Here is a 23,521-nt window from a genome sequence, read left to right on the forward strand (position 1 = left end):
CCGGCCCCGCGCGTCCAATCGGGGCCTTGCGGGGGATTTGGGACGATGGGCGGAACGGAGGGGCGCATCGCCCTGGTGTGCAGCTGCGAGGACAGCATGGTCCTCGACGGGCGGGCGATCGCGCGCGGCTGCGGGGCGGAGCTGCGGACCGCGGAACAGCTCTGCCAGGCGCAGCTCGACCGCTTCATGGCGGCCCTTGCCACCGGCCGGCCGCTGACGGTGGCCTGCACCGCCCAGGCGCCGCTCTTCGCGCAGGAAGCCGCCGAGGCCGAGGCCCCCGCACCCGCCTTCGTCAATGTGCGCGAGCACGCGGGCTGGTCGCGTGAGGGCAAGGCCGCGGGCCCGAAGATGGCCGCGCTGATCGCCGCCGCGGCGGTGCCCATGCCGGCGACGCCGCTGGTGCCGCTCGAAAGCCGCGGCGTGGCGCTGGTGCTCGGCCGCGACGCCGCGGCGCTGGAGGCGGCGTCGCGGCTGCAGGACAGGCTCGACCTGACGGTGCTGCTGACCGGGGCGGAGGAGGTGACGCCGCCCCGCGCCGCCCCCTTCCCGGTGATGAAGGGCCGCGCCCGCGCCGCGCGGGGCTGGCTCGGCGCTTTCGAGATCACGGTGGACGGGGCGGCGATGCCCCGCCCCTCCTCGCGCGCGCGCTACGAATGGGGGCCGGGCAAGGACGGGGCGATCAGCCGCGCCGACATCGTGCTGGACCTCAGCGGCGGGCAGCCGCTGTTCCCCGCCCATGAGGTCCGCCAGGGCTACCTGCGCGCCGACCCGGCCGATGCGGCCGCCATCGAGCGCGCCATCGCCGCCGCGGCCGAGCTGGTCGGCACCTTCGACAAGCCGCGCTTCGTCGCCTTCGAGGGCGCGCTCTGCGCCCATGCGCGCAACCGGCGCAAGGGCTGCACGCGCTGCCTCGATCTCTGCCCGACCGGCGCCATCACGCCGGGCACCGGGGAGCGCAAGGACCAGGTCGAGATCAGCGCCGAGATCTGCGCCGGATGCGGCGCCTGCGCCGCGGTCTGCCCGACCGGCGCGGCGACCTACACCCTGCCACCGCCCGCAGCACTCGCGGCGCGCCTGCGCGCGCTGCTGCTCGCCTATCGCGAGGCGGGCGGCGAGGCGCCGGTGGTGCTGGTCCATGACGAGGCGCAGGGCGAGGCGATGCTCGATGCGCTCGCGCGCCATGGGGAGGGGCTGCCGGCGCGCGTGCTGCCGCTGCGCGTGAACGAGCCGACGGCGCTCGACCTCTCGCTGATCACCGGCGCCTTCGCCTGGGGCGCGAGCGCGCTGCGCGTCCTGCTGCCGGGCCGGCGCAGGCATGGCGCGGAGGGGGTTCTGCGCAACCTCGACTACGCCAATGCGGCGCTGGCCGGGCTTGGCCTCGGCCACGCGGCGCCGCGCGCGGCCACGATCGAGACGGACGATCCTTTCGCGCTGGGCGAGGCGCTGGCGGCGCTGCCGCGCGCGCCCTTCGCCTTCGCGCCCTCCACCCACCAGGCGATCGGCACGCCGCGGGAGATGGCGCTGCAGGCCTTCCGCGCGCTGCGCGCCGCCGCGCGCGCGCCGGCCGGGACGGTGCCGATGCCCGCCCTCGCCCCCTTCGGCGCGGCGCTGGTGGAGACGGGCGGCTGCACGCTGTGCCTCGCCTGCACGAGCGTCTGCCCGACCTCGGCCTTCAGCGCCAACCCCGACAGGCCGCAGCTGCGCTTCCTCGAGGATGCCTGCGTGCAATGCGGCCTCTGCGCCGCGACCTGCCCGGAGAAGGTCATCACGCTCGAGCCGCGGCTGAATTTCTCCGAGGCCGCAGCGTCGCCGCAGGTGGTCAAGGAGGAGGAACCGGCGGCCTGCCCGCGCTGCGGCAAGCTGTTCGGCACCAAGGCCTCGATCGCGCGGGTGAAGGCGAAGCTCTCGGCGCACTGGATGTTCGCCGACCCGGCGCGCGCTGCGATCCTGGAGCTTTGCGAGGATTGCCGCATCACCGAGGCGACGACGGGCGGGCTCGATCCCTATGCCGGGCCGGAGCGGCCGGTGACGAGGACGACGGAGGACTACCTGCGGGAGGCGGAGCGGGCGAAGCGCGAAGGCAAGGCGTAGCGCCGCGGGCGGGGAGCCGCCCGGAAGGCCCTTCGGTCCGGGTCGCCGCGGCGCCGCTCCCCTCTTGAGGGGCGCGAGGCATCCGGGTGCGGCGGGTTCCCGCCCCTCAGTTCCTCGGCAGCCGCGCGGTGGCCGGGGCGTCCGGGTTCTGCGCCCGGTGCCGCAGCAGGTGATCGGCGAGCACGATGGCCATCATGGCCTCGCCCACCGGCACGGCGCGGATGCCCACGCAGGGATCGTGGCGGCCCCTGGTCTGGACCTCCACCTCTCGCCCATGGCGGTCCACCGAGGCGCGCGGCGTCAGGATGGAACTCGTCGGCTTGACGGCGAAGCGCGCCACGACCGGCTGGCCGGTGCTGATGCCACCGAGGATCCCGCCCGCGTGGTTCGACTGGAAGGCGACGGTGCCGTCCGGGTTCATGCGCATCTCGTCGGCATTCTCGGCGCCGGTGAGGGCGGCGGCGCCGAAGCCGTCGCCGATCTCGACACCCTTCACCGCGTTGATGGACATCAGCGCGCCCGCGAGATCCGCATCGAGCTTGCCGTAGATCGGCGCGCCGAGGCCGGGGGGCACGCCCTCGGCCACGACCTCGATGACCGCGCCGACGGAGTTGCCGGATTTGCGGAGTTCCAGCAGCCGTTCCTCCCAGCGCGCGGCGGCGGCGGGGTCGGGGCAGAAGAAGGCGTTCTTCTCCACCGCATCCCAGGACCAGTTGGCGGGGTCCACCCAGTCCCCGCCCATGGCGACGAGGGCGCCGCGGATGCGGACATCGGGGCCGAGCACCTTGCGCGCCACCGCGCCGGCGGCCACCCGCATCGCCGTCTCGCGCGCGGAGGACCGTCCGCCGCCGCGATAGTCGCGGATGCCGTATTTCAGTTCGTAGGTGAGGTCCGCATGGCCGGGGCGGAAGCGTTCGGCGATCTCGGAATAGTCCTTCGAGCGCTGGTCGGTGTTTTCGATGTGCAGCGCGATGGGCGTGCCGGTGGTCAGCCCGTCCATCACGCCCGAGAGGATGCGGACCTGGTCGGGTTCCTGGCGCTGGGTGACGAATTTCGACTGGCCGGGGCGGCGGCGGTCGAGGAAGGGCTGGATGTCGGCCTCGCTCAGCGCCAGGCGCGGAGGGACGCCGTCCACCACGCAGCCGATCGCGGGGCCGTGGGATTCGCCCCAGGTGGTGACGCGGAAGAGGTGGCCGAGGGTGTTGTGGGACATGGCTCGGTTAGTGTGCCGGGCGGCGCACCAGCGCTAGCATCACGCCGAGCGTGCAGAGCAGCGCACCGCAGCCTTGACGCAGCCGAATCACCAGCCGCGCGCGGCGCGTCATGCCCGCCCGCGCCGCACCAGCGCCGATGGCGACCACAAGGTCCACACCGGTGTTCAGCAGCACCGAGACGGCGCCCAGTACGACGAAGCCCGCCACCGGGTCGCCCTTCGCCGGGTCGAGGAACTGCGGGATGAAGGCGAGGAAGAAGGCTGCGGTCTTGGGATTGAGCGCCTCGACCAGGATGCCCTCGCGGAATGCGCGGTTCCCTCCGCTCGCGGGCGGGATGGCGAGGTCGAGCGGCCGGCCCGCTTCCCGAATGGTGCGCAGGCCGATCCAGACCAGGTAGGCCGCGCCGGCCAGCTTCACGAGGGTGAAGGCTTCCGCGCTGGCCAGCAGCAGGGCCGACAGGCCGAGCGCGCCCGCCGCGACATGTATGAACCCGCCGATGCCGGTGCCGAGGGAGGAGGCAACGCCTTCTCCGCGCCCGCCCGAGAGGCTGCGCGCCGCGACATACATGATGCCTGGCCCCGGCGTGACGGCCAGAAGCAGTGCCGCGCCGATGTAGAGCAGAAACCCACCCGCGTCGAAGGGCACCCTGTCAACCCTTCTCCACCGTGATATCCGGCGCATCCGGGTTCTTCATCCCCACGATGTGGTAGCCGGAATCCACGTGGTGCACCTCGCCTGTCACCCCCGCCGCCAGGTCCGACAGCAGGTAGAGGCCGGACCCGCCCACCTCCTCGATCGTCACGTTGCGGCGCAGCGGCGAGTTGTACTGGTTCCACTTCAGGATGTAGCGGAAATCGCCGATCCCGCTCGCCGCGAGCGTCTTGATCGGCCCGGCGGAGATGGCGTTCACCCGGATGCCGCGCTCGCCGAGGTCGGTCGCCATGTAGCGCACGCTGGCCTCCAGCGCCGCCTTGGCCACGCCCATCACGTTGTAGTGCGGCGTGACGCGCTCGGCGCCGAGGTAGGAGAGGGTCAGCAGCGACCCGCCCGCCTCCATCAGCGCCGCCGCCCGCTGCCCGACCGCGACGAAGGAGAAGCAGGAGATGTCCATCGCCTGCAGGAAGGCCGCGCGCGGCGTGTCGAGGTAACGGCCGCGCAGATACTGCTTGTCGGCATAGCCGATGGCATGGACCAGGAAGTCGATCTTCCCCCAGGCCTTGGCCACCGCGTCGAAGGCGGCGTCCATCGAGGCGTCGTCCGCCACGTCGCAGGGCAGCACGAGGGAGGAGCCGACGCTCTCGGCCAGCGGCTTCACGCGCTTCTCCAGCGCCTCCCCCTGGTAGGTGAAGGCGATCTCGCCGCCCTGGGCGGCGACCGCGCGGGCGATCCCCCAGGCGATGGAGCGGTCGTTCGCGACGCCCATGATCACCCCGCGCTTGCCCTGCATCAGGGTGCCGGTCGCGATCCGGGGTTCTGGCGCGGCGTCGTTCATCACTCGTGACCCGTCCTCTGCATGGTCGGGGGTGGTGCCATGGCGGGGGGGCGCGGGCAAGGGGTTCGCGCCCCTTGCCGCCCCGCCGCCCCGCCCCGATACAGGCGGCAGCAAGGAGTTGCGCAGATGAGCGGCATCGCCACCACCGAGGATCCGATCGCCATCTTCGAGGCCTGGCTGGCGGAAGCCACGGCCTCCGAGCCCAACGACCCGAACGCCGTCTGCCTCGCCACCGCGACGCCGGAGGGCCTGCCCTCGGCGCGGATGGTGCTGCTCAAGGGCGTGGATCGCCGGGGCTTCGTCTTCTACACCAACCTCGAGAGCCGCAAGGGCACTGAGCTCGCCGCCAACCCCAACGCCGCGCTGTGCTTCCACTGGAAGTCCCTGCAGCGCAGCGTGCGCGTCGAGGGCCCCGTCGAGCCCGTCAGCGCCGCGGAGGCGGATGCCTATTTCGCCTCCCGCGCGCGCACCTCGCGCCTCGGCGCCTGGGCGTCGAAGCAGTCGCGCCCGCTTGAATCGCGCTTCGCGCTCGAGAAGGCGGTGGCGGAATACGGGCTGAGATATGCCGTGGGGGAGATCCCGCGCCCGCCGCACTGGTCGGGCTTCCGGGTGCTGCCCCGGCGCATCGAGCTGTGGCGCGACATGCCCTTCCGCCTGCACGAGAGACGGCTGTTCCACCGCGAGGGCGAAGGGTGGCGGATGGAGATGCTGTATCCGTGACGGGGCGCGCGCGCGCCGTCGTGCCGCCGATGCCCCGCGCGGGCCGGTGCGCGCGCGGCCTGCCGTGATTCCGCCCTGCCAGGCCGAGGCCGCCGCCTTCCTCGCCCGGCTCTCCGGCGCGCGCCCGGTCGAGACGCATATCTCGGCCGTCTATGTCGGCCACGACACCGCCTGGAAGATGAAGAAGGCGGTGGCGCTCGGCTTCCTCGACTTCACCGCCCTGGCCGACCGCGAGCGTTTCTGCCGGCGCGAGCTGGAACTGAACCGGCCGCAGGCGCCGGGCATCTACCGCGACGTGGTGCCGCTCACGCGCGGCCCCGACGGCGCGCTGCGCGAAGGCGGAGAAGGCGCGCCGGTCGAATGGGTGCTGCGGATGGCGCCGATCCCGGCCGGGGACTTCCTCGATGCGATGCCGCTGACCGAGGCCCTGCTCGATGCCGTGGCCGATGCGGTGGCCGCGATGCACGCCGCGGCGCCGAGGGCCGCCACGGACGCCCCGGCGCGCATGGGCGCGATCCTCGAAGGCAATGTCCCCTCGGCGCTGCGTGCGGGGCTTCCGGCGCAGCGCATCGCGGCCTGGGCGGCGGCGGCGCGGGCCGAACTCGCCCGCGTCGCGCCCGCCCTCGCCGCCCGCGATGCCGCGGGCTTCGTGCGCCGCTGCCATGGCGACCTGCATCTGGGCAATCTCTGCCTCTGGGAGGGACGCCCGGTGCCCTTCGACGCGCTGGAATTTGACGAGACGCTCGCGACCATCGATGTCGGCTACGACCTCGCCTTCCTGCTGATGGATCTCGACCTGCGGCATGGCCGTGGCGCGGCGAACCGCGTGCTCAACCGCTACGTGGCGCGCAGCGGCGATGCCGGGCTCTGCGCCGGGCTGCCGCTGTGGCTCTCCCTGCGCGCGATGATCCGCGCGCATGTCGAGGCGGCGCGGGAGCGGCCATGGCAGGCGCTGCTCGATGCGGCCGAGGCGCATCTGCGGCCCGCGCCGCCGCGCATGGTGGCGGTGGGCGGGTTGCAGGGCACCGGCAAATCCACCCTCGCACGCGCGCTCGCGCCCAGCCTCGGCCGGGCGCCAGGCGCGCTCGTGCTGCGCACGGACGAGGTGCGCAAGCGGCGCTTCGGCGTCGCGCCCGAGCAGCGCCTGCCCCCGGAAGCCTACGCCGAGGCCGTCAGCGCGGAGGTGCACGAGGAGGTCCATGCGATGGCCGCGGCCGCGCTCGCGGGCGGGCAGTCGGTGGTGCTCGACGCGGTGTTCCTCGATGCGCGCCAGCGCGCCCGCGCCGAGGCTGTCGCGCGGGCCGCCGGCGTGCGCTTCGACGGGCTGTGGCTCGAGGCGCCGCTCGCGGTGCTGCGCGCGCGCGTGGCGTCGCGCCGCGACGACGCCTCCGACGCGACCGAGGCGGTGCTGCTGCGCGCCGCGCAGGCGGATCCCGGCCCCATCACCTGGCACCGCATCCGCGCCGAGGACGGCGCGCTCGCCGCGGCGCGGGCGGCCCTTGGCATGGATGCCGGTTCCATGTGCTAGGATGGGTCGTCGCGCGCCGGCGAACGCGACGCGAGAGGGGAGCTTCGTACCATGGCCTATCGTCGCCTGCTGCTGCCGCTGACGGGAACCGCCGCCGGCGAGGCTGCGCTCGCCACAGCGCTGATCACCGCCCGGATCTGGGGTTCGCACGTCCATTGCCTGCATGTGCGGGTGGATGCGCGGGACGTGGCACCGCTGGCCGGCGAGGGCCTGTCGGGCGCGATGATCGAGGAGATGATGGCCGCGACCGAGCGCGAGAGCGGCGAGCGCGCCGAGCGCGTCCGCGCCCTGTTCGAGAGGTTCACCGCCGGCCTCGGCGGCGTCACCCTCGCCGACAACCCCGACACCGCGGCCAAGACCGAAGGGCCGACCCTCTCCTTCGAATCCATCGCCGGGCGGGAGGAGGACATCGTCGCGCAGACCTCGCGCCTCTATGACATGGCGGTGGTGCCGCACCCGGATGCGGGCGAGGATGTCTCCTCCTCCGACGCGCTGCACGCCATCCTGTTCGATTCCGGCCGCCCGGTGCTGATCGCGCCGCGCACCGCGCCCGCGGACATCGGCACGCGCGTCTGCGTGGCCTGGAACGGCACGGCCGAGAGCGCAGCCGCGGTCGCCGCGGCGCTGCCCTGGCTGCACAAGGCCTCCGCCGTGCGCATCCTCTGCGCCGACGAATACCAGCGCCGCGGCCCGAAGGCCGAGGGCATCCAGGCCTATCTGCGCTGGCACGCGATCGAGGCCGAGATCTTCCCCTTCAAGCCCCAGACCCGCGAGGTGGGCGCGGGGCTGCTGGGCGCGGCGCGCGACTTCGGGGCGGACCTGCTGACCATGGGCGCCTATTCCCATTCCCGCCTCAGGCAGCTCATCCTCGGCGGCGTCACGCGGCATGTGCTGGAGAACGCCGAGATCCCGGTGATGATGTGCCGCTGAGCACGGCATCATCACCGCACTGAATGGAGATGATCCGCCCGGCTGCGTGGCGCGCGGCCGGGATGTGCCCCATCTGCCGGAACGACAGGACGGCCCGCCCGCGCGGGCCCGGCAGATGGAGCGAACCATGATCGAACGCCGCCCCTTCTCGAGCCTCGGCAAGGCGAATTTCGGCTGGCTCAACGCCAACCACCATTTCTCCTTCGGGCGCTACATGAACCCCGAGCGCATGGCCTGGGGCCGGCTGCGCGTCTGGAACGACGACGAGATCGCCCCCGGCACGGGCTTCGACCCGCATCCGCACCGCGACATGGAGATCATCACCTATGTCCGCGAAGGGGCGATCACGCACAAGGACAGCATGGGCAACGAGGGCCGCACCGAGGCCGGCGACGTGCAGGTGATGAGCGCCGGCACCGGCGTGGTCCATGCCGAGTACAACCTCGAGCCCGGGCGGACCACGCTGTTCCAGATCTGGATCCTGCCCGACCGCCAGGGCGTGAAGCCCTCCTGGGGCGCGAAGAAGTTCCCGAAGGAGAAGCGCGAGGCGGGGTTCGAGGTGCTGGCCTCCGGCCGGCCGCAGGATGCCGGGGCGGGCGCGCTGCCGATCAACGTGGACGGCGCGGTGCTCGCCACCACGATGCGCAAGGGCCAGACGCTGGTACAGCCGCTCGGGGCCGGACGCGCGGCCTATCTGGTGCCCGCGCGCGGCGCGATCACGGTGAACGGCACGGCCGCGCAGGCGCGCGACGGCATCGCCATCCGCGACGAGCGGGAGTTCACCATCACGGCCGATGACGACGCCGAGATCGTGATGGTCGAGGTCGCGGCCGAGTAGCGCCCCGCCCGTGCCGGCGGCCCGTGCGGGCCCTTCGCGCCGCACGGCCCGCCCGGGGCGGATCCCGGACCGGCGCGAACTGGTCTAGCCTTGGCGCCTGATGTGCCCGGAGGCCCCGCCATGCCGACCCTGCCCGACGGAACCGCCATCCCCGCCCTCGGCCAGGGCACCTGGCACATGGGAGAGAGCCGCGCGGCGCGCGAGCGGGAGGTCGCGGCGCTGCGCCTCGGCCTCGACCTCGGCATGACGCTGATCGACACCGCCGAGATGTACGCCGATGGCGGCGCGGAGGAGGTGGTGGGCGAGGCCATCGCCGGCCGGCGGGATGAGGTCTTCCTCGTCTCCAAGGTCTATCCGCACAACGCCTCCCGCCGCGGCGCGGTCGCGGCCTGCGAGCGCAGCCTGAAGCGGATGCGCGTCGGCACGATCGACCTCTATCTGCTGCACTGGCGCGGCTCGGTGCCGCTGGAGGAGACGGTGGAGGCCTTCGAGGCGCTGCAACGCGCGGGCAAGATCCGCCACTGGGGCGTGTCGAACTGCGACGTGGACGACCTCGAGGAACTCGGCCCCGCGCTGGCCCGTTGCGCGACGGACCAGGTGCTCTACAGCCTCGAGCACCGTGGCGCGGAGTTCGACCTGCTGCCCTTCTGCGCGAGGCACCGCATGCCGGTGATGGCCTATTCGCCGATCGGGCAGGGCGGCAAGCTGCTGCGGCACCGCGCGCTGCACGAGGTCGCCGCGCGCCATGGCGCGACGCCGGCGCAGGTGGCGCTGGCCTGGACGCTGCGGGATCCGAACATCGTCAGCATCCCCAAGGCGGCCGACCCGGCGCATGTGCGCGAGAATGCCGCGGCGCGGGAGATCACGCTGACGGGCGAGGACCTCGCGACTCTGGACGCCGCCTTCGCCCCGCCCAGGCGCAAGCGCGGGCTGGCGATGTTGTAGCGGCGTGTCGCCGCCGTCAGCGGAACACCGGCACCTCGTCCTGCTGCGGCTCCGGCGCCGGCACCTCGATGCGCACGCTCGCCGGGTCCACCCCCGTGCCGCGGTCGAGCCAGTAGGTCACGCTCTCGGGCCACATGATGACGATGGCCACGAGCGTGAGCTGCAGGCACAGGAACGGGATGGCGCCCCAGTAGATGTCCTTGGTCAGCACCTCCTTCGGCGCGACGCCGCGCAGGTAGAACAGCGCGAAGCCGAAAGGCGGGTGCATGAAGGAGGTCTGCAGGTTCACGCAGAGCAGCACGCCGAACCAGACGAGGTTGATGTCGAGCTTCTGCGCCACCGGCACCAGCAGCGGCACGACGATGAAGGCGATCTCGAAGAAGTCGAGGAAGAAGGCCAGCAGGAAGACCGCGATGTTGACCGCCACCAGGAAGCCCGTCTGCCCGCCGGGAAGGTGGCTGAGCAGGTGCTCGATCCAGATCGAGCCGTCCACGCCCTGGAAGACCAGGGTGAAGACCGTCGCGCCGATCAGGATGAAGATCACCATGGCGGTGATGCGCATGGTGTTGCCCATCGCCTCGAACAGCAGGGCCCAGGTGAAGCGGCGGTTGATCACGGCGACCACGATCGCGCCCATCGCACCCATCGCGCCCGCCTCCGTCGGCGTCGCGAGGCCGAGGAAGATGGTCCCGAGCACCAGGAACATCAGCACCAGGGAAGGCACCATGCCCTTGATGACGCGCCAGTAGAGCGGCCAGCCGCGGATGGTGCGCGCCTCCTCGGGCAGCGGCGGCACCTTCTGCGGCCAGATCAGGCTGACCACCGCGATGAATGCGAGGAACAGCAGCACCTGCATCATCGCCGGGCCGACCGCGCCGGCATACATGTCGCCCACGCTCTTGCCGAGCTGGTCGCCAAGCACGATCAGCACGAGGGATGGCGGGATGAGCTGCGCGATGGTGCCCGAGGCCGCGATGACGCCGGTCGCGATGCGCATGTCGTAGCCGTAGCGCAGCATGATCGGCAGGCTGATCATGCCCATTGCGATCACGCTCGCGGCCACCGTGCCGGTGATCGCGCCCAGGATCGCGCCCACCACGATGACCGCATAGGCAAGCCCGCCCGGCACCTTGCCGAACAGCTGCCCGGTCCCTTCGAGCAGATCCTCCGCGAGCCCGCAGCGTTCGAGGATCGCGCCCATCAGCGTGAAGAACGGGATCGCGAGCAGCACCTCGTTCGAGAGGATGCCGAAGACGCGCAGCGGCAGGTTGCCGAGATAGGCCGGGGTGAAGAAGCCGAGCTCGATCGAGAGGAAGCCGAAGAACAGCCCGACGGCCGAGAGGCTGAAGGCCACCGGGAAGCCGAGCAGGAGGAAAACCACGAGGCCGCCGAACATCAGCGGCGGCATCCATTCGAGGCTGATCATCGCCTCACTGCTCCAGCTTCTCGTAGGCGGCGACGCGCGCCGCATCGTCCTCGATGCCGCGCAGCGCGGCGATGCGCTTGACCAGCTCCGCAAGCCCCTGCAGCACCACCAGCGCGAAGCCGAGCGGCAGCAGCAGCTTCACCGGCCAGCGGATCAGCCCCCCGGCATTGGGCGAGACCTCGGCCCGCAGCCAGGAATCGAGGAAGAAGGGCCAGGTCATCCAGGTGAGCAGCGCCATGCCCGGCAGCAGGAAGAAGACGATGCCGAAGACGTCGATCCAGAGCCGCGTGCGCTCCGAGGCCATGCCATAGACGAGGTCCACCCGCACATGCCCGTTGCGCCGAAGCGTATGCGCCGCGCCGAGCATGACGATGCCGGCGAAGAGATACCACTGCACCTCGAGCCAGGCGTTGGAACTGAGCGAGAAGCCGTAGCGCATCACCGCATTGCCCGCGCTGATCGCGCAGGCGGCGAGCACGCACCATTCGGCGGCCTTGCCGAAGGCGGCACTCAGCGCGTCCACGCCGCGGCTCAGGCCGAGCAGCGCGCGCATCTACTCCGTGGCCGGGCCCTTCGAGGCCCTCTCCCGCTGGCGGCGCATGGCGCCCTGCCCCCCATCTTCTCCCGGCCGCGGACCGGGGCGGCGCCGTCCTAGACCCGGCGCGGGGCCAATGCAAACCTCCCCCCGGGGCTGGCCTGCCGGTCGGGCGGGGCTTATCCTGTGCGCGTGACTCGGTGCCGACGCCGTCCATGCTGACGGCCCTCGCCCTGCTGGTCGGTGCGCTGCTGGCGCTCGGCGTCGCCGCGCTGGCGCTCGCCCGCAGCGCCGCAGGGGCGAAGACGGTGCATGGCGCCTGCGTCGGCGCTGGCGCGGTGCTCGTGCTGGGCGGGCTCGCCGGGCTTTCCGGCGGCGCCACGGCGCTGGACCTGCCCTTCGGCCCGCCTTGGGGGGCGATGCGCCTCGCGCTCGATCCGCTCGCCGCATGGTTCCTGCTGCCGCTCGGCATCGTGGCCGGCTGCGCCTCCCTCTTCGCGCTGGGCGGGATCCACGGCCCCGTGCCGGCACGGCTGCTTCTGCCCTGGCCGATCTTCCTCGCGGGCATGCTGCTCACGGTCCTCGCGGCGGACGGCTTCACCCTGCTGCTGGGCTTCGAGGCGATGTCGCTCGCCTCCTGGGCGCTGGTCGCGCACGATACGGCCGAGGCGGAAAACCGGCGCGCCGCACGCATCTATCTTGGTTTCGCGGGCTTCGGCGGGCTGACCCTGGTGCTCGCGCTGGGCCTTTCGGCGGGCGGGGCGGGGGATGTCGCCTTCGCGGCCCTGCGGGAGGCGCCGCCGGATGGCTGGCGCGCCGCGGCGGTGTTCGCCCTCGTGCTCGCGGGTGCGGGGTCGAAAGCCGGGCTGTTCCCGCTGCATGTCTGGCTGCCGCTCGCCCACCCCGCGGCGCCGAGCCACGTCTCGGCGGCGATGTCCGGCGCGATGACCAAGGTCGCGCTCTATGTCCTCGTGCGTTTCGCCTTCGACCTGATGGGCGCCGCGCAGCCGCTCTGGCTCGGCATGCCGCTGATCGCCCTTGGCGCCGCCTCGGCGGTCATCGGTGCGCTGCGCGCGGCGCTGGAGGAGGATGCCAAGACGCTGCTCGCCTGCTCGACCGTCGAGAATGTCGGGCTGATCGCGATCGGGCTCGGGCTCGCGCTGGCTTTCCGCGGGGCGGACCTTCCCGCGCTGGCCGCGCTCGCCACCGCCGCGGCGCTGCTGCACGCGCTGAACCACGCGGTGTTCAAGACGCTGCTGTTCCTCGCGGCCGGCGAGGTGCTGCACGGCGCGCTCTCCCGGCGCCTGGACCGCCTCGGCGGACTCATTCACCGCATGCCCTGGACGGCCTGGGCGGCGCTGGCGGGCGCGGGCGCCGCGGCGGCGCTGCCGCCGCTCTCGGGCTTCGCCTCGGAATGGCTGCTGCTGCAGGCGCTGCTCGCGGCCTGGCGGGTCGGCGATCTCGCCTTCCAGATCGGGGTTGCGGCGACGGCGGCGCTTGCGGCGCTGGCGGCCGCGCTCGCCGCCGCGGCGATGGTCCGCTTCTGGGGGCTGGTCTTCCTCGGCCGCCCGCGCTCGCCGCGCGCGGCGGGCGCAGAGGAGAGCGGCGGCGCGGCGCGCATCGCGCTGCTGGTGCCGGCGGGGCTGACGGTGCTGCTCGGCCTCCTGCCGGGCGTGATGCTCGACCTGGCCGAGCCGGCGCTGCGCCAGCTCTCGGGCGTGGCGGCGCCGCGCGCGGGCTTCCTTGCGGTCGGCGCCGCCGATGGCGGGGCGCGCTACTGGCCGCTCGCGGCGGCGCTGCTCCTGGCCGCGGCAGTCGGCGCCGCGCTCTGGGCGGTGCGCCGGCGGGCACCGCCGGGCATCGCGCGCGGCCCGACCTGGGATTGCGGATTCATCGCCGCGCCGGCGCATCTGCCGTTCGGGGACCCGGCGACCCAGCCCAGCGCCGCCGGCTTCGCCCAGCCCCTGCGGCGGATGCTCGGCGACAGTCTCCTCGCGGCGCGCGAGCACGTGACCATGCCGCCGCCGGGCAGCACGGCGCCGGCGCGGCTCGATGCCGGCTTCCGCGATCCCGCGCTCGCCGCCCTCGAAGGCCCGCTGCCGCGCTGGCGGGATGCGGTCGCCGCGCAGGCCGAACGCCTGCGCGACCTCTCGATCCGCCAGTGCCTGGGGCTGAGCTTTGGGGCCGTGGTGCTGATGCTCGCGCTGCTCGCCTGGCTGGAGGCGCGCTGAGATGGCCCTCGTCTGGTCCCTGCTCGCCCAGGCGCTGCATGTCGCGCTGATCCTCGCCGCCGCGCCGGTGCTGGCGGGCGTGGTGCGCTGGCTCAAGGCGCGGATGATGGGAAGGCGCGGGGCGCATCCGCTGCAGCCGCTGCGCGACCTGCTGAAGCTGCTGCGCAAGACGCCGGTGCTCGCGGAGAACGCCTCCGCCGTCTCGCGCGCCGCGCCCTATGTGGCGGCGGGTGCGGCGATCGCCGCGGCGGCGCTGGTGCCCTCCTTCGCGCGCGGCATGGCCTTCGCCCCGCTCGCCGACCTGATCCTCGTGGCCGGGCTGCTGGCGCTCGGGCGCGTGGCCATGGCGCTGGCGGGGATGGATGTCGGCACGCCCTTCGGCGGGCTCGGCGCCGCGCGCGAGATGAGCTTCGCCGCGCTGGCCGAGCCGGCACTGGTGGTCGTGGCGCTGACGCTCGCCATCCTCGCCGGGACGACGAACCTCGATGCCATCGCCGCGACCCTGCGCGAGGGCGGGCTCGGCCTGCGCGTCTCGCTCGGCTTCGCGCTGGTGGCGCTGCTGGCGGTGGCGGTGGCGGAGAATGCGCGCATCCCGGTGGACAACCCGGCGACGCATCTCGAACTCACCATGGTGCACGAGGCGATGATCCTCGAAGCCTCGGGCCGTCACCTCGCGCTGTGGGAATACGCGGCGATGCTGCGGCTGACGCTGTGGCTCGCCCTGATCGCGGCGGTCTTCCTGCCCTTCGGCCAGGCGCCGGCGGGGGCGGCGCCGCATCTCTGGATGGTCGGGCTGCTTGCCTGGGTGGCGCAGATGGGCGCGCTGGCGCTGGCGCTCGCGGCCTTCGAGAGCGCCATCGCCAAGATGCGCGTCTTCCGCGTGCCGGAGTTCCTCGGCGCGGCGATGCTGCTCGGGCTGCTCGGCGCGGTGCTGCTCTTCGTCTCCACGAGGCTCACATGAGCTTCGGTCAGCTCGGCTACGATGTCGCGCATCTGCTCGGCGGCGGGGTGCTGCTGCTCTCCTTCGTGCTGCTCTACCAGCGGCGGATCGGGGCGGTGATCAACGCCTTCGCCATGCAGGGCGCGCTGCTGGCGCTGGCCGCGGCCTGGGCGGCGCACGCGCAGGGCGTGGCGGGGCTCTACCTGACGGCCATGCTCACCATGGCCGCGAAGGGCGTGCTGATTCCGCTCGCGCTGCATGCCACGGTCCGGCGGCTCGACCTGCACCGCACGGTGGAGACGGCGCTCGGCATCGGGCCCTCCCTGGTGGCTGGCGTGGGGCTGGTGGCGCTCGCCATCCTCGTGGCGCTGCCCGCGACCGAGGGCGCGCGGGCGCTGGCGCGCGAGGATCTCGCGCTCGCCCTTTCGGTCGTGCTGCTCGGCATGCTGATGATGATCACGCGACGCAACGCCATCAGCCAGGTGATCGGCCTGCTGTCTCTGGAGAACGGGCTGATCCTCGCCGCCATCGGCGTCGCGGGCATGCCGCTGGTGGTCGAGCTCTCGACCGCCGCGCTGGTGCTGATGATCGCCGTCGTCGCCGCCGTCTTCGCCTTCCAGATCCGCGAGCGCTTCGACACGCTGGACACGGCGAGCCTCGAGGAACACCGCGGGGAGCGGCGCTGATGTCCCTGCAATGGGCCATCGTCTTCCTGCCCTGGCTGGGCGCCGCGGCGCTCGCGGCGGTGCCGCGGCTCCGGCCGGCGACGGCGGGCAATGTCGCGCTCAGCGGCCTGACCTTCGCCATGGCGCTCGCGCTGGCGGCGCAGCCCTTCGGGCAGGAGGGCTGGACGCGGGTGGACGCGCTGAACCTGCCCTTCCTCGTGCTCTCCGCCTTCGTCGGGCTGACCACCGCGGTCTTCTCGGCCGCGACGCTCGACCAGGAGGGCTTCGACCACTGGCGCATCCGCGCCTACCACGCCGCCTACCAGGTGTTCATGGGCGCGCAGTTCCTCGCCCTGCTTGCGGACAATCTCGGCGTGATGTGGGTGGCGATCGAGATCGCGACCCTCGCCACCGTCTCCATGGTCGCGGTGCACCGCACGCCCGCCGCCTTCGAGGCGGCTTGGAAGTTCTTCATCCTCTGCGGCGTCGGCATCGCGCTCGCGCTGTTCGGCACCATCGTGCTCTATCTCGCCGCGCAGCCGCTGCTGCACGAGGAGAACGGGCTGTCCTGGGCGGCGCTGATGCAGGTGGCGCCGGACTGCGCGCCGGGCACGCTCAACCTCGCCTTCGCCTTCCTGCTGCTCGGCTACGGCACCAAGGCGGGGCTGGTGCCCCTGCATTCCTGGCTGCCCGATGCGCATGCGGAGGGGCCGGTTCCGATCTCGGCGGTGCTGTCGGGCCTGCTGCTCAACGCGGCAATGCTCGCGGTGCTGCGCGCGAAGTCCATCGTGGGCGCGAACCCGGAGGCGATCGCCCCGGGACCGTTCCTGCTCGGGCTCGGGCTCGCCACGGTGACGCTGGCGGCGATCGCGCTGTGGCGGCGGCGCGATGCGCGGCGTTTCTTCGGCTGGAGCAGCATCGAGCACATGGGGATCGCCGCCTTCGCCTTCGGCCTCGGCGGCGCTGCCGCGAACCTTGCCGGACTGCTCCACCTGCTCGGGCACTCGCTGGTCAAGAGCGCGGTGTTCTTCGGCGTCGGCCGCGCCGCGCAGGCGAAGGGCAGCCAGAAGATCGCGGACATCCAGGGGCTGGTGACGACGCATCCGGCGCTCGGCTGGGGCCTCGCCATCGCCATCGCCGGCATCGCGGGGCTGCCGCCGATGCTGCTCTTCGCCTCCGAGTTCCGCCTGCTCTCGGCGGCGGCGGCGCAGATGCCCTGGCTCGCGCTCGCGCTCGCGCTCGCCATGGTGGTGGCGCTGGCCGCGCTGGTCACGGTGCTGCAGGCGATGTGCTTCGGCCCGCCCACGCCGGATGCCGCGGGCGCCCTGGATGGCTGGCGCGAGGCCGCGGCCGCCGCGCCGCTCTGGCTGCACCTCGCCGTCGCGACGGCGCTCGCCCTCGCCATGCCGGCCGGGCTTGCGGCGATGCTCGCCGAGGCGGCACGGGTGATCGGATGAGCGCCGTCTCCCTCATCCGCGCCGGCGCCCCGCAGGGCGCGCGGCCTTTCGAGCGGCACCTGCTCGGGCCCGAGGCCTGGTCCCGGCTGCCGCAGGCGCTGGCAGCCGATCCCTCGCTGGCGCTGCTCGCCCTCTGGGCCGAGCCGGGCATGGTCCATGCCGCCTTCCTCGACGAGGCGGCCGGCGCGCCGCTGCTCGCCTCCGTCCCCGCCGAGGGCGGGCGCTACGCGGCCCTCTCGCCCGCGCGCCCCGGCGCGATCCGCTTCGAGCGCATGATCCGCGACCTCTGGGGCCTGGTCGCCGAGGGCGCGGTGGATCTGCGCCCCTGGCTCGACCACGGCCGCTGGCCGGTGATGGGCCCGATGTCCGCCAGCCCCGCGCCGATGCCCGGCGCCGAGCCGCCGCAACCGGCGTTCCTGCCGGCCGAGGGCGAGGGCATCCACCAGATCCCGGTCGGGCCGATCCATGCCGGCGTGATCGAGCCCGGCCATTTCCGCTTCCACATCCAGGGCGAGGTCGTCGTCCGGCTGGAGGCGCGGCTCGGCTACAAGCACAAGGGCACGCTCTCGCTCATGCTCGGCAAGTCGCCGCGCGCCGCAGCCGCCTTCGCGGCGCGGCTGTCCGGCGATTCCACCGTGGCCCATGGCTGGGCCTTCGCCGCGGCGGCGGAGGCCGCGCTCGGCCTCGCCGTGCCGCCGCGCGCCGTCGCGCTGCGCGCGCTGATGGCCGAGCTGGAGCGCATCCACAACCACCTCAACGACTGGGGCTTCGTCTGCAACGACGCCGCCTTCGCCTTCCCCCACGCGCGCTGCGGCCTGCTGCGCGAGGGCGTGCTGCGCGCCTGCCAGGCCGCCTTCGGGCACCGGCTGATGATGGACCGCGTGCTGCCCGGCGGGGTCGCGACCGACCTTGCCCCGGACGGCGCGGCGGCGATCCTCGCGGCGCTCGCGGCCGTCGAGGCCGAGGTCCCGGCGCTGATGCGGATCTACGAGAGCCATGCCAGCCTTCAGGACCGCGTGGTCGGCACCGGCTTCCTCGACCCCGCCCATGCCCAGGCCTTCGCCGCCGGCGGATTCGTCGGCCGCGCCTCCGGCCGCCGCTTCGATGCGCGCTTCATGCCGGGCTATGCGCCTTACGACCTTCTGGCCCCGCCGGTGGCGGTCGAGGCCGGCGGCGACGTGGATGCGCGCGTGCGCGTGCGCGTCGCGGAACTGCGGAACTCCGTCATGCTCGCGCGCCGCCTGCTCGCGGAACTGCCGGAGGGCGCGACGATGGCCCCGCTGCCGGAGGGCGGCGGCGAGGGGACGGCGCTGATCGAGGGCTTCCGCGGCGAATGCCTCGCCTGGATGCGGCTGGACGATGGCGGGCTGATCCGCGGCGTCTTCCTGCGCGATCCGTCCTGGCTGCAATGGCCGCTGCTGGAGGCGGCGATCGAGGGCAACATCGTGGCCGACTTCCCGCTCTGCAACAAATCCTTCAACTGCTCCTACAGCGGCGTGGACCTGTGAGGCCGTCATGATCCGCTTCGACGCGACCGGCGCGGCGCCTCCCCTGCCCCGGAGGCACGCCTGATGCTCTGGCCCCGGCTCGCCCGCGCCCTGCTCGCGAAGCCGCTGACCGACCCGGCGGTGGCCGCGCCCGCGGAAACCGTCGCGGCACTCGCCGAGCGGCTGGCCGCCACGGCGCGCGCGCGGCTCGGGCGCAGCCTCGCGATCCGCGAGGTGGATTCCGGTTCCTGCAACGGCTGCGAGCTCGAGGTGAACGCGCTGCAGAACGTCGCCTACGACCTCGAGCGGTTCGGGCTGCGCTTCGTCGCCTCCCCGAAGCATGCCGACGTGCTGCTGGTCACCGGCCCGGCCTGCCGCAACATGGCCGAGGCGATGGAGCGCGCGCTCGCCTGCACGCCCGAGCCGCGCTGGGTGGTGGCGGCCGGCGACTGCGCGGTGGATGGCGGCGTGTTCAAGGCCAGCTACGCGACGCATGGCGGCGTCGGCGCGGTGCTGCCGGTGGACCTGCTGATCCCGGGATGCCCGCCGAGCCCGGCACAACTGCTCGAGGGGCTGCTGGCGCTGCTCGAGGCCGAGGCGGAGCCGCGCAAAAAATAGGGCCGGCTGGACGGATCCAGCCGGCCCACAGACCCCATCCCGCAGGAGGGGCAGTGCTGCGACGGCCTGCCGGGAATAAGCCGTCGCGACGCCCCCCTTATCGCCCCTCCGGCCTCACGGCGCCGTGGCAGCGGCCTTAATTTCCTGCAACTATTGGAGAATGGGTGGCCCAAGGGAGGTCCCGCATGCCCCCACGCATCCTGCGCGCCGTCCTCGCGGTGGCGGCGCTGTGCCTTCTCGCCGCCGCGTGGCCCGGGGCGGCGCTCGCGCAGCAGCGGGTCGCGCTCGTCGTCGGCAATGGCGCCTACCGCGCCGTGCCGCGCCTCGCCAACCCGGTAGCCGATGCCGAAGCCGTGGCGGAGGCGCTGCGCGCCGCCGGCTTCCGCACCGAACTGCTGCGCGATGCCGGCAAGGAAGCCCTCGGGGCCGCGCTGCGCCGCTTCGGCGCGGCGGCGGAGGGCGCCGAGCTCGCGCTGTTCTACTTCGCCGGCCACGGCATCCAGATCGGCGGGGAGAACCACCTCCTGCCGGTGGATGCGCGCCTCGCCCATGTGCGCGACGTGGACTACGAGCTGGTCGGCGTGCCGCTGGTGCTGCGGACGATGCAGGGCGCGCGGGCGCGGGTGCTGATCCTTGACGCCTGCCGGGACAACCCGCTGGCGGCGCAGATGCGCGGCCTCAGCGCGACGCGCTCGGTCGGCCGCGGGCTCGCGCGGGTCGAGAGCGTGGATCTCGGCACCCTGATCGCCTTCTCGACCAGCCCCGGCGCGGTGGCGCTCGACGGCGCCGGGCGCAATAGCCCCTTCACCCAGGCGCTGGTCCAGCACCTCGCGACCCCGGGGCTGGAGATCCGCCAGTTGATGACGCGGGTGCGGCGCTCGGTGGTCGAGGCGACGGGCGGGCAGCAGATCCCGTGGGACAACAGCAGCCTGATCACCGAGGTGGTGCTGCGGCCGGGCCGGGCGCCGGCGGTCGCGGCGGCACCCCCGCCGCCGGCACCGGCCGTCGCGGCGCCGGCACCGGCGCGGCCCCAGGCGCCAGCCCAGGCGCCGCCTGCCCAGGCCGCCCTCGCGCCCGGCGCCTCGGCCCGGATCATCGAGGTGGCGACGCGGCAGGGCATCCCCCTGCCCAACCCCATGCCGGCGGTCGCCGCGGCCCGCGGGGCGCATCCGCTGGTCGGCATCTGGGGCGGCGAGGCGCGCTGGAACCGGGCCGGGCGCACCTACATCCTCGCCGTGCTGTCGGTGGATGCGGCGAGCGGCACGGCGGATGTGCTGATGGGCACCGGCGCCGGCGTGCCCGGCACCATGGCGTCCGGCTACCCGCCCGGCTGGGCGCGCGTCGCGGCGCGGGTCTCGGGCGGGACGCTGCGCTGGCAGGACGAGCGGGGCGACCTCTACGAGGCCCGGCGGACGGATTTCTTCGGCGAGCTCGTCGAGATCAAGCACACGCGGATCGGCGGCGCGCGTGTCGGCAACCCGAGCGGCGAGATCGCGCTGCCGCGGCTCGAATAGCGGCCGCGCTCAGATCAGGCAGAGCTCGGCGAGGTCCTTGCGCAGCCGGGGCGGCAGGCGATCGAGGCCGAGGGCCGCGGGGCGCTCGCGCGCCACATCCGGCGGCGCTTCCTCGGGCTTGAGGTAGCGCCAGCCCTGGAAGGGCTTCACCGGCCGGGCCTCGACCGGGACCAGGGTGGGGTCGAGCAGAAGCGCCGCGCAGGGCACGCCCTCGTCCCATTCCTCCTCCCGGATGCCGAGGATGCGCTGGCGCACCCGCACGAAGCCGGCCACCACCCAGTAGATGGAGCCTCCGGCCGTGACCTCCTCGATGCGCTTGGGGAACATGCGCGTCCAGGCGCGCAGCGGCGGGTCCGTGCGCAGCCGCTCCTGCTGGATGGCCGCAAGTTGCGCGACGTCCTTGGGCCCGACGGAGAGCTTGATGAGGTGCAGCACGCCCCTGCATGTCGCACCCGGCCCGGAGTCGGCAAGGGGCAAGGCTCGGTCGGGCGGCATCCCCGCCGCTTCACCGCGGCTTAAGGCAGGCGCCGGCAGGATGCGCCGTCCCGACCTGCACGAGGCCCCTATGCGCGCATTCCAGAACCTGTCCGTCGGCCTGAAACTCGCCACCGCCGGCCTGCTCACGCTCCTGATGCTCGGCGGGATCATCGGCACCGTCGTCCTGACCGGAGAGGAGCTTTCCGCGACCGTGGCGCGGCAGGAGCGGCTCAGCGAGGCGAGCCGGCTGCTGACCCAGGCGACGAGCGCCGCCTCCGGCGCGCCCTTCCGCGAGCGGATGGTGCTCGGAGCGAACACCGCGCAGGAGGTGGAGGCGGCGCGCGAGGGCGCGGCCGCGGCGCTGGCCGCGACGGTGCGCGACACCCGCCGCGCCGCGGAGATCGCGGGCGACCCCGCGGCCGCCGCAGCACTGGCCCGCGTCGCTGAGGATGCCGAGGCCTACGGCACCGCGATCGCCGCACAGGCACAGGAGCGCCTGGCCGTGCTGCGCGCGCGCGACGAGGTCTTCTTCGCGCGGACCGCCGAATACGACCAGTCCTTCGAGAGCGCGAACGCGACGATCGAGTTCGACCTCTCCGGCGAATTGCGGGAGGATGTGCGGGCGCGCTTCACCACCTTCCATCAAGGCGTGAACGACATGCGCGCCTCGACGCTGCGCTACCTCGCCACCGGGGACGCGGCGCAGGCGCAGCGCGCGCGGCGGGCGGCGGCGCAGGCGCGCGTGCACATGCGCGGCGCCATCTCGGCCATCGGCGGCAATGCGCGCGCGAAGGAGGAGCTGGAGCGCATCGGCCGGCTCGCCGAGCAGGCGGCGGAAGGGGCCTTCGCGGCCATCGACACCGGCCTCGCGCTCGCGCGGATGACCGAGGAGCAGGCGCGGCCGGCGCGCGAGCGGATGCTGGAGGCGGTCGCCGCCGCCAATGCCCGCCTGCACGAGCTCAACGCCGCGGCGGGGGATGCGGTCTCCTCCGCCCTGACCGGGCAGACCCGCACGGTGCTGGGCACGGCGGCGGCGATCGCGCTGGTCCTGCTGCTCGCCGCCGTGGTGCTCTCGCGCAGCATCGGCGCGCCGCTCGGCCGCATGGCGACGACCATCACGGCGATCGCACGCGGCGATGCCGGCGTGACCGTGAGCGACCGCGGCCGGCGCGACGAGATCGGGCGCATCGCCGAGGCGGTGGAGGAGCTGCGCAGCACGGTCGGCGAGGCGTTCCGCCGTGGCCAGATCATCGAGCAGATCCCGATCGGCGTGATGATCGCGGACCCGAAGGACGGGTTCCGCATCAGCTACGCCAACGCCTTCTCGATGGACCTCGTCCGCCAGATCGAGGACCACATGCCCGTCAAGGCCGGCGAGGTGATGGGCCAGTCCATCGACATGTTCCACAGGAACCCGGGGCGCATCCGCGCCATGCTCGCCGACCCGGCGAATCTTCCGCACAAGGCGCGGGTGCGCATGGGGCCGGAGACCCTTGATCTCACCGTCACTGCCGTGCGCGATGCCTCCGGCGCCTATGCCGGGGCGCTGCTCGCCTGGCACCGCGTGACCGAGCAGGCGCGGCTCGCCGACACCTTCGAGGCCGATATCGGCGCCGTGGTGAACTCGGTGGCCAGCGCCGCGACGCAGCTCCAGGAAGCGGCGCAGAGCCTGACCGAGGCCGCCGCCGGCGCGGGCCGCGAGGCGCTCGCCGTCTCCGAGGCCGGGATGCAGGCCAATGCCGATGTCCAGGCGGTCGCCGCCGCCGCCGAGGAGATGGCCGCCTCCGTCGAGGAGATCACCCGGCGCGTCGCCGAGGCCGCCGAGGTCGCCCGCCAGGCGGTGGCCGAGGCCAAGGCGACGGATGCGACCGTGCGCGGCCTCGCCGAGGCGGCCTCGCGCATCGGCGACGTGGTGCGCCTGATCGGCGAGATCGCGGGCCAGACCAACCTGCTCGCGCTGAACGCGACGATCGAGGCCGCCCGCGCGGGCGAGGCCGGCAAGGGCTTCGCCGTGGTGGCGAGCGAGGTGAAGAACCTCGCCGGCCAGACCGCCAAGGCGACCGAGGAGATCGGCCGCCAGATCGCGGAGATGCAGGGCGTCACGACCCAGGCGGTGGACGCCATCCGCGCCATCGGCACCACGGTGGACCGCACCAGCGACATCGCCACCGCCATCGCCGCCGCGGTGGAGGAGCAGGGGGCGACCACGCGCGAGATCGCGCGCAGCGCCGCGCAGGTCGCCCAGGCGACCGAGACGGTGGCCCGCCGGATCGAGGGGATCCGCTCGGCCGCCGAAGCAACCGGCGGGTCGGCGGGGGCCGTGCTTCAGGCCTCCGGCGTGCTTTCCGGCGATTCGGCGACGCTGCGCGAGCGCGCCGAGGGCTTCCTGCGGGCCATCCGCGCCGCGTGATGG

20 protein-coding genes are annotated in these 23,521 nt (G+C 73.6%); 14 read left to right on the forward strand and 6 right to left on the reverse strand.

What is annotated here, in order from left to right:
- The first annotated feature begins 45 nt into the window (after positions 1 to 45).
- The gene (locus FHS88_RS18115) at positions 46 to 2,091 is read left to right on the forward strand and encodes a 4Fe-4S dicluster domain-containing protein (RefSeq protein ID WP_211842490.1); all 2,046 of its coding nucleotides are present in this window, start codon (positions 46 to 48) and stop codon (positions 2,089 to 2,091) included.
- Between the two features lie 106 nt (positions 2,092 to 2,197).
- Here the strand turns inward: FHS88_RS18115 and aroC are convergent, their stop codons facing one another.
- Genes aroC through fabI form a run of 3 tightly spaced genes read right to left on the reverse strand, consistent with a single transcriptional unit; the run spans position 2,198 to position 4,797 of the window.
- Positions 2,198 to 3,304, reverse strand: a complete 1,107-nt coding sequence (gene aroC, locus FHS88_RS18120) for a chorismate synthase (RefSeq protein ID WP_184486887.1) — start codon at positions 3,302 to 3,304, stop codon at positions 2,198 to 2,200.
- 7 nt (positions 3,305 to 3,311) lie between these two features.
- Positions 3,312 to 3,950 (reverse strand): LysE family translocator, encoded by a 639-nt coding sequence (locus FHS88_RS18125; protein WP_338146651.1) that lies wholly within the window; start codon positions 3,948 to 3,950, stop codon positions 3,312 to 3,314.
- A gap of 4 nt (positions 3,951 to 3,954) precedes the next feature.
- Positions 3,955 to 4,797, reverse strand: coding sequence for an enoyl-ACP reductase FabI (gene fabI / locus FHS88_RS18130; RefSeq protein WP_184486889.1), 843 nt, complete (start codon positions 4,795 to 4,797; stop codon positions 3,955 to 3,957).
- Between the two features lie 39 nt (positions 4,798 to 4,836).
- Between fabI and pdxH the strand changes: the two genes are divergently transcribed.
- From pdxH to FHS88_RS18155, 5 genes are all read left to right on the forward strand, one after another.
- A complete protein-coding gene (pdxH, locus tag FHS88_RS18135) occupies positions 4,837 to 5,517 on the forward strand; it encodes a pyridoxamine 5'-phosphate oxidase (RefSeq protein WP_184486890.1) in 681 nt (226 codons plus the stop codon).
- A 64-nt stretch (positions 5,518 to 5,581) separates the two neighbouring features.
- Entirely contained in the window at positions 5,582 to 7,045 is a 1,464-nt protein-coding gene (locus tag FHS88_RS21255; protein ID WP_184486891.1) for an AAA family ATPase, read from the forward strand.
- Between the two features lie 51 nt (positions 7,046 to 7,096).
- Entirely contained in the window at positions 7,097 to 7,975 is an 879-nt protein-coding gene (locus tag FHS88_RS18145) for a universal stress protein (RefSeq protein ID WP_184486892.1), read from the forward strand.
- 127 nt (positions 7,976 to 8,102) lie between these two features.
- A complete protein-coding gene (locus FHS88_RS18150; RefSeq protein WP_184486893.1) occupies positions 8,103 to 8,813 on the forward strand; it encodes a pirin family protein in 711 nt (236 codons plus the stop codon).
- A 120-nt stretch (positions 8,814 to 8,933) separates the two neighbouring features.
- On the forward strand, positions 8,934 to 9,758 hold the full coding sequence (locus FHS88_RS18155) for an aldo/keto reductase (RefSeq protein ID WP_184486894.1): 825 nt from the start codon (positions 8,934 to 8,936) through the stop codon (positions 9,756 to 9,758).
- Positions 9,759 to 9,774: 16 nt separating this feature from the next.
- Here FHS88_RS18155 and FHS88_RS18160 read toward each other — a convergent pair whose 3' ends face one another.
- A complete protein-coding gene (locus FHS88_RS18160) occupies positions 9,775 to 11,184 on the reverse strand; it encodes a TRAP transporter large permease (RefSeq protein ID WP_184486895.1) in 1,410 nt (469 codons plus the stop codon).
- A gap of 4 nt (positions 11,185 to 11,188) precedes the next feature.
- A complete protein-coding gene (locus tag FHS88_RS18165) occupies positions 11,189 to 11,737 on the reverse strand; it encodes a TRAP transporter small permease subunit (RefSeq protein WP_184486896.1) in 549 nt (182 codons plus the stop codon).
- Positions 11,738 to 11,934: 197 nt separating this feature from the next.
- Between FHS88_RS18165 and FHS88_RS18170 the strand changes: the two genes are divergently transcribed.
- From FHS88_RS18170 to FHS88_RS18200, 7 genes are all read left to right on the forward strand, one after another.
- On the forward strand, positions 11,935 to 13,950 hold the full coding sequence (locus FHS88_RS18170; protein WP_184486897.1) for a proton-conducting transporter transmembrane domain-containing protein: 2,016 nt from the start codon (positions 11,935 to 11,937) through the stop codon (positions 13,948 to 13,950).
- A gap of 1 nt (position 13,951) precedes the next feature.
- Positions 13,952 to 14,911, forward strand: coding sequence for a respiratory chain complex I subunit 1 family protein (locus FHS88_RS18175; RefSeq protein WP_184486898.1), 960 nt, complete (start codon positions 13,952 to 13,954; stop codon positions 14,909 to 14,911).
- A complete protein-coding gene (locus FHS88_RS18180) occupies positions 14,908 to 15,576 on the forward strand; it encodes a hydrogenase-4 component E (protein ID WP_184486899.1) in 669 nt (222 codons plus the stop codon). Before FHS88_RS18175 ends, FHS88_RS18180 begins: the two co-directional genes overlap by 4 nt.
- On the forward strand, positions 15,576 to 17,012 hold the full coding sequence (locus tag FHS88_RS18185; RefSeq protein WP_184486900.1) for a hydrogenase 4 subunit F: 1,437 nt from the start codon (positions 15,576 to 15,578) through the stop codon (positions 17,010 to 17,012). The genes FHS88_RS18180 and FHS88_RS18185 overlap by 1 nt, the downstream gene beginning before the upstream one ends.
- On the forward strand, positions 17,009 to 18,520 hold the full coding sequence (locus tag FHS88_RS18190; protein WP_184486901.1) for a hydrogenase large subunit: 1,512 nt from the start codon (positions 17,009 to 17,011) through the stop codon (positions 18,518 to 18,520). Before FHS88_RS18185 ends, FHS88_RS18190 begins: the two co-directional genes overlap by 4 nt.
- A gap of 63 nt (positions 18,521 to 18,583) precedes the next feature.
- A complete protein-coding gene (locus tag FHS88_RS18195) occupies positions 18,584 to 19,117 on the forward strand; it encodes an NADH-quinone oxidoreductase subunit B family protein (protein WP_184486902.1) in 534 nt (177 codons plus the stop codon).
- A 185-nt stretch (positions 19,118 to 19,302) separates the two neighbouring features.
- Positions 19,303 to 20,631: a caspase family protein gene (locus FHS88_RS18200; protein ID WP_184486903.1), complete on the forward strand. Its 1,329-nt coding sequence runs from the start codon at positions 19,303 to 19,305 to the stop codon at positions 20,629 to 20,631.
- A gap of 9 nt (positions 20,632 to 20,640) precedes the next feature.
- On the opposite strand, the gene FHS88_RS18205 is transcribed toward FHS88_RS18200, so the two are convergent.
- Positions 20,641 to 21,066 carry a DUF1489 family protein gene (locus tag FHS88_RS18205; protein ID WP_184486904.1) on the reverse strand — a complete coding sequence of 142 codons (426 nt, stop codon included), beginning with the start codon at positions 21,064 to 21,066 and terminating at the stop codon, positions 20,641 to 20,643.
- 100 nt (positions 21,067 to 21,166) lie between these two features.
- On the opposite strand from FHS88_RS18205, the gene FHS88_RS18210 reads away from it, so the two are divergent.
- A complete protein-coding gene (locus tag FHS88_RS18210) occupies positions 21,167 to 23,518 on the forward strand; it encodes a methyl-accepting chemotaxis protein (protein WP_246420250.1) in 2,352 nt (783 codons plus the stop codon).
- Positions 23,519 to 23,521 lie beyond the last annotated feature (3 nt).

Origin of the sequence: Neoroseomonas alkaliterrae (assembly GCF_014199195.1) — a bacterium.
In the GTDB taxonomy this organism is placed as follows: domain Bacteria; phylum Pseudomonadota; class Alphaproteobacteria; order Acetobacterales; family Acetobacteraceae; genus Neoroseomonas; species Neoroseomonas alkaliterrae.

Bases quoted from the DNA above. Each gene is read 5' to 3' on its own strand.
- FHS88_RS18115 (WP_211842490.1), top strand. From the start codon at position 46: ATGGGCGGAACGGAGGGGCGCATCGCCCTGGTGTGCAGCTGCGAGGAC.
- aroC (WP_184486887.1), bottom strand. From the start codon at position 3,304: ATGTCCCACAACACCCTCGGCCACCTCTTCCGCGTCACCACCTGGGGC.
- fabI (WP_184486889.1), bottom strand. From the start codon at position 4,797: ATGAACGACGCCGCGCCAGAACCCCGGATCGCGACCGGCACCCTGATG.
- pdxH (WP_184486890.1), top strand. From the start codon at position 4,837: ATGGCGGGGGGGCGCGGGCAAGGGGTTCGCGCCCCTTGCCGCCCCGCC.
- FHS88_RS18145 (WP_184486892.1), top strand. From the start codon at position 7,097: ATGGCCTATCGTCGCCTGCTGCTGCCGCTGACGGGAACCGCCGCCGGC.
- FHS88_RS18150 (WP_184486893.1), top strand. From the start codon at position 8,103: ATGATCGAACGCCGCCCCTTCTCGAGCCTCGGCAAGGCGAATTTCGGC.
- FHS88_RS18155 (WP_184486894.1), top strand. From the start codon at position 8,934: ATGCCGACCCTGCCCGACGGAACCGCCATCCCCGCCCTCGGCCAGGGC.
- FHS88_RS18160 (WP_184486895.1), bottom strand. From the start codon at position 11,184: ATGATCAGCCTCGAATGGATGCCGCCGCTGATGTTCGGCGGCCTCGTG.
- FHS88_RS18165 (WP_184486896.1), bottom strand. From the start codon at position 11,737: ATGCGCGCGCTGCTCGGCCTGAGCCGCGGCGTGGACGCGCTGAGTGCC.
- FHS88_RS18170 (WP_184486897.1), top strand. From the start codon at position 11,935: ATGCTGACGGCCCTCGCCCTGCTGGTCGGTGCGCTGCTGGCGCTCGGC.
- FHS88_RS18175 (WP_184486898.1), top strand. From the start codon at position 13,952: ATGGCCCTCGTCTGGTCCCTGCTCGCCCAGGCGCTGCATGTCGCGCTG.
- FHS88_RS18180 (WP_184486899.1), top strand. From the start codon at position 14,908: ATGAGCTTCGGTCAGCTCGGCTACGATGTCGCGCATCTGCTCGGCGGC.
- FHS88_RS18185 (WP_184486900.1), top strand. From the start codon at position 15,576: ATGTCCCTGCAATGGGCCATCGTCTTCCTGCCCTGGCTGGGCGCCGCG.
- FHS88_RS18190 (WP_184486901.1), top strand. From the start codon at position 17,009: ATGAGCGCCGTCTCCCTCATCCGCGCCGGCGCCCCGCAGGGCGCGCGG.
- FHS88_RS18195 (WP_184486902.1), top strand. From the start codon at position 18,584: ATGCTCTGGCCCCGGCTCGCCCGCGCCCTGCTCGCGAAGCCGCTGACC.
- FHS88_RS18200 (WP_184486903.1), top strand. From the start codon at position 19,303: ATGCCCCCACGCATCCTGCGCGCCGTCCTCGCGGTGGCGGCGCTGTGC.
- FHS88_RS18210 (WP_246420250.1), top strand. From the start codon at position 21,167: ATGCGCCGTCCCGACCTGCACGAGGCCCCTATGCGCGCATTCCAGAAC.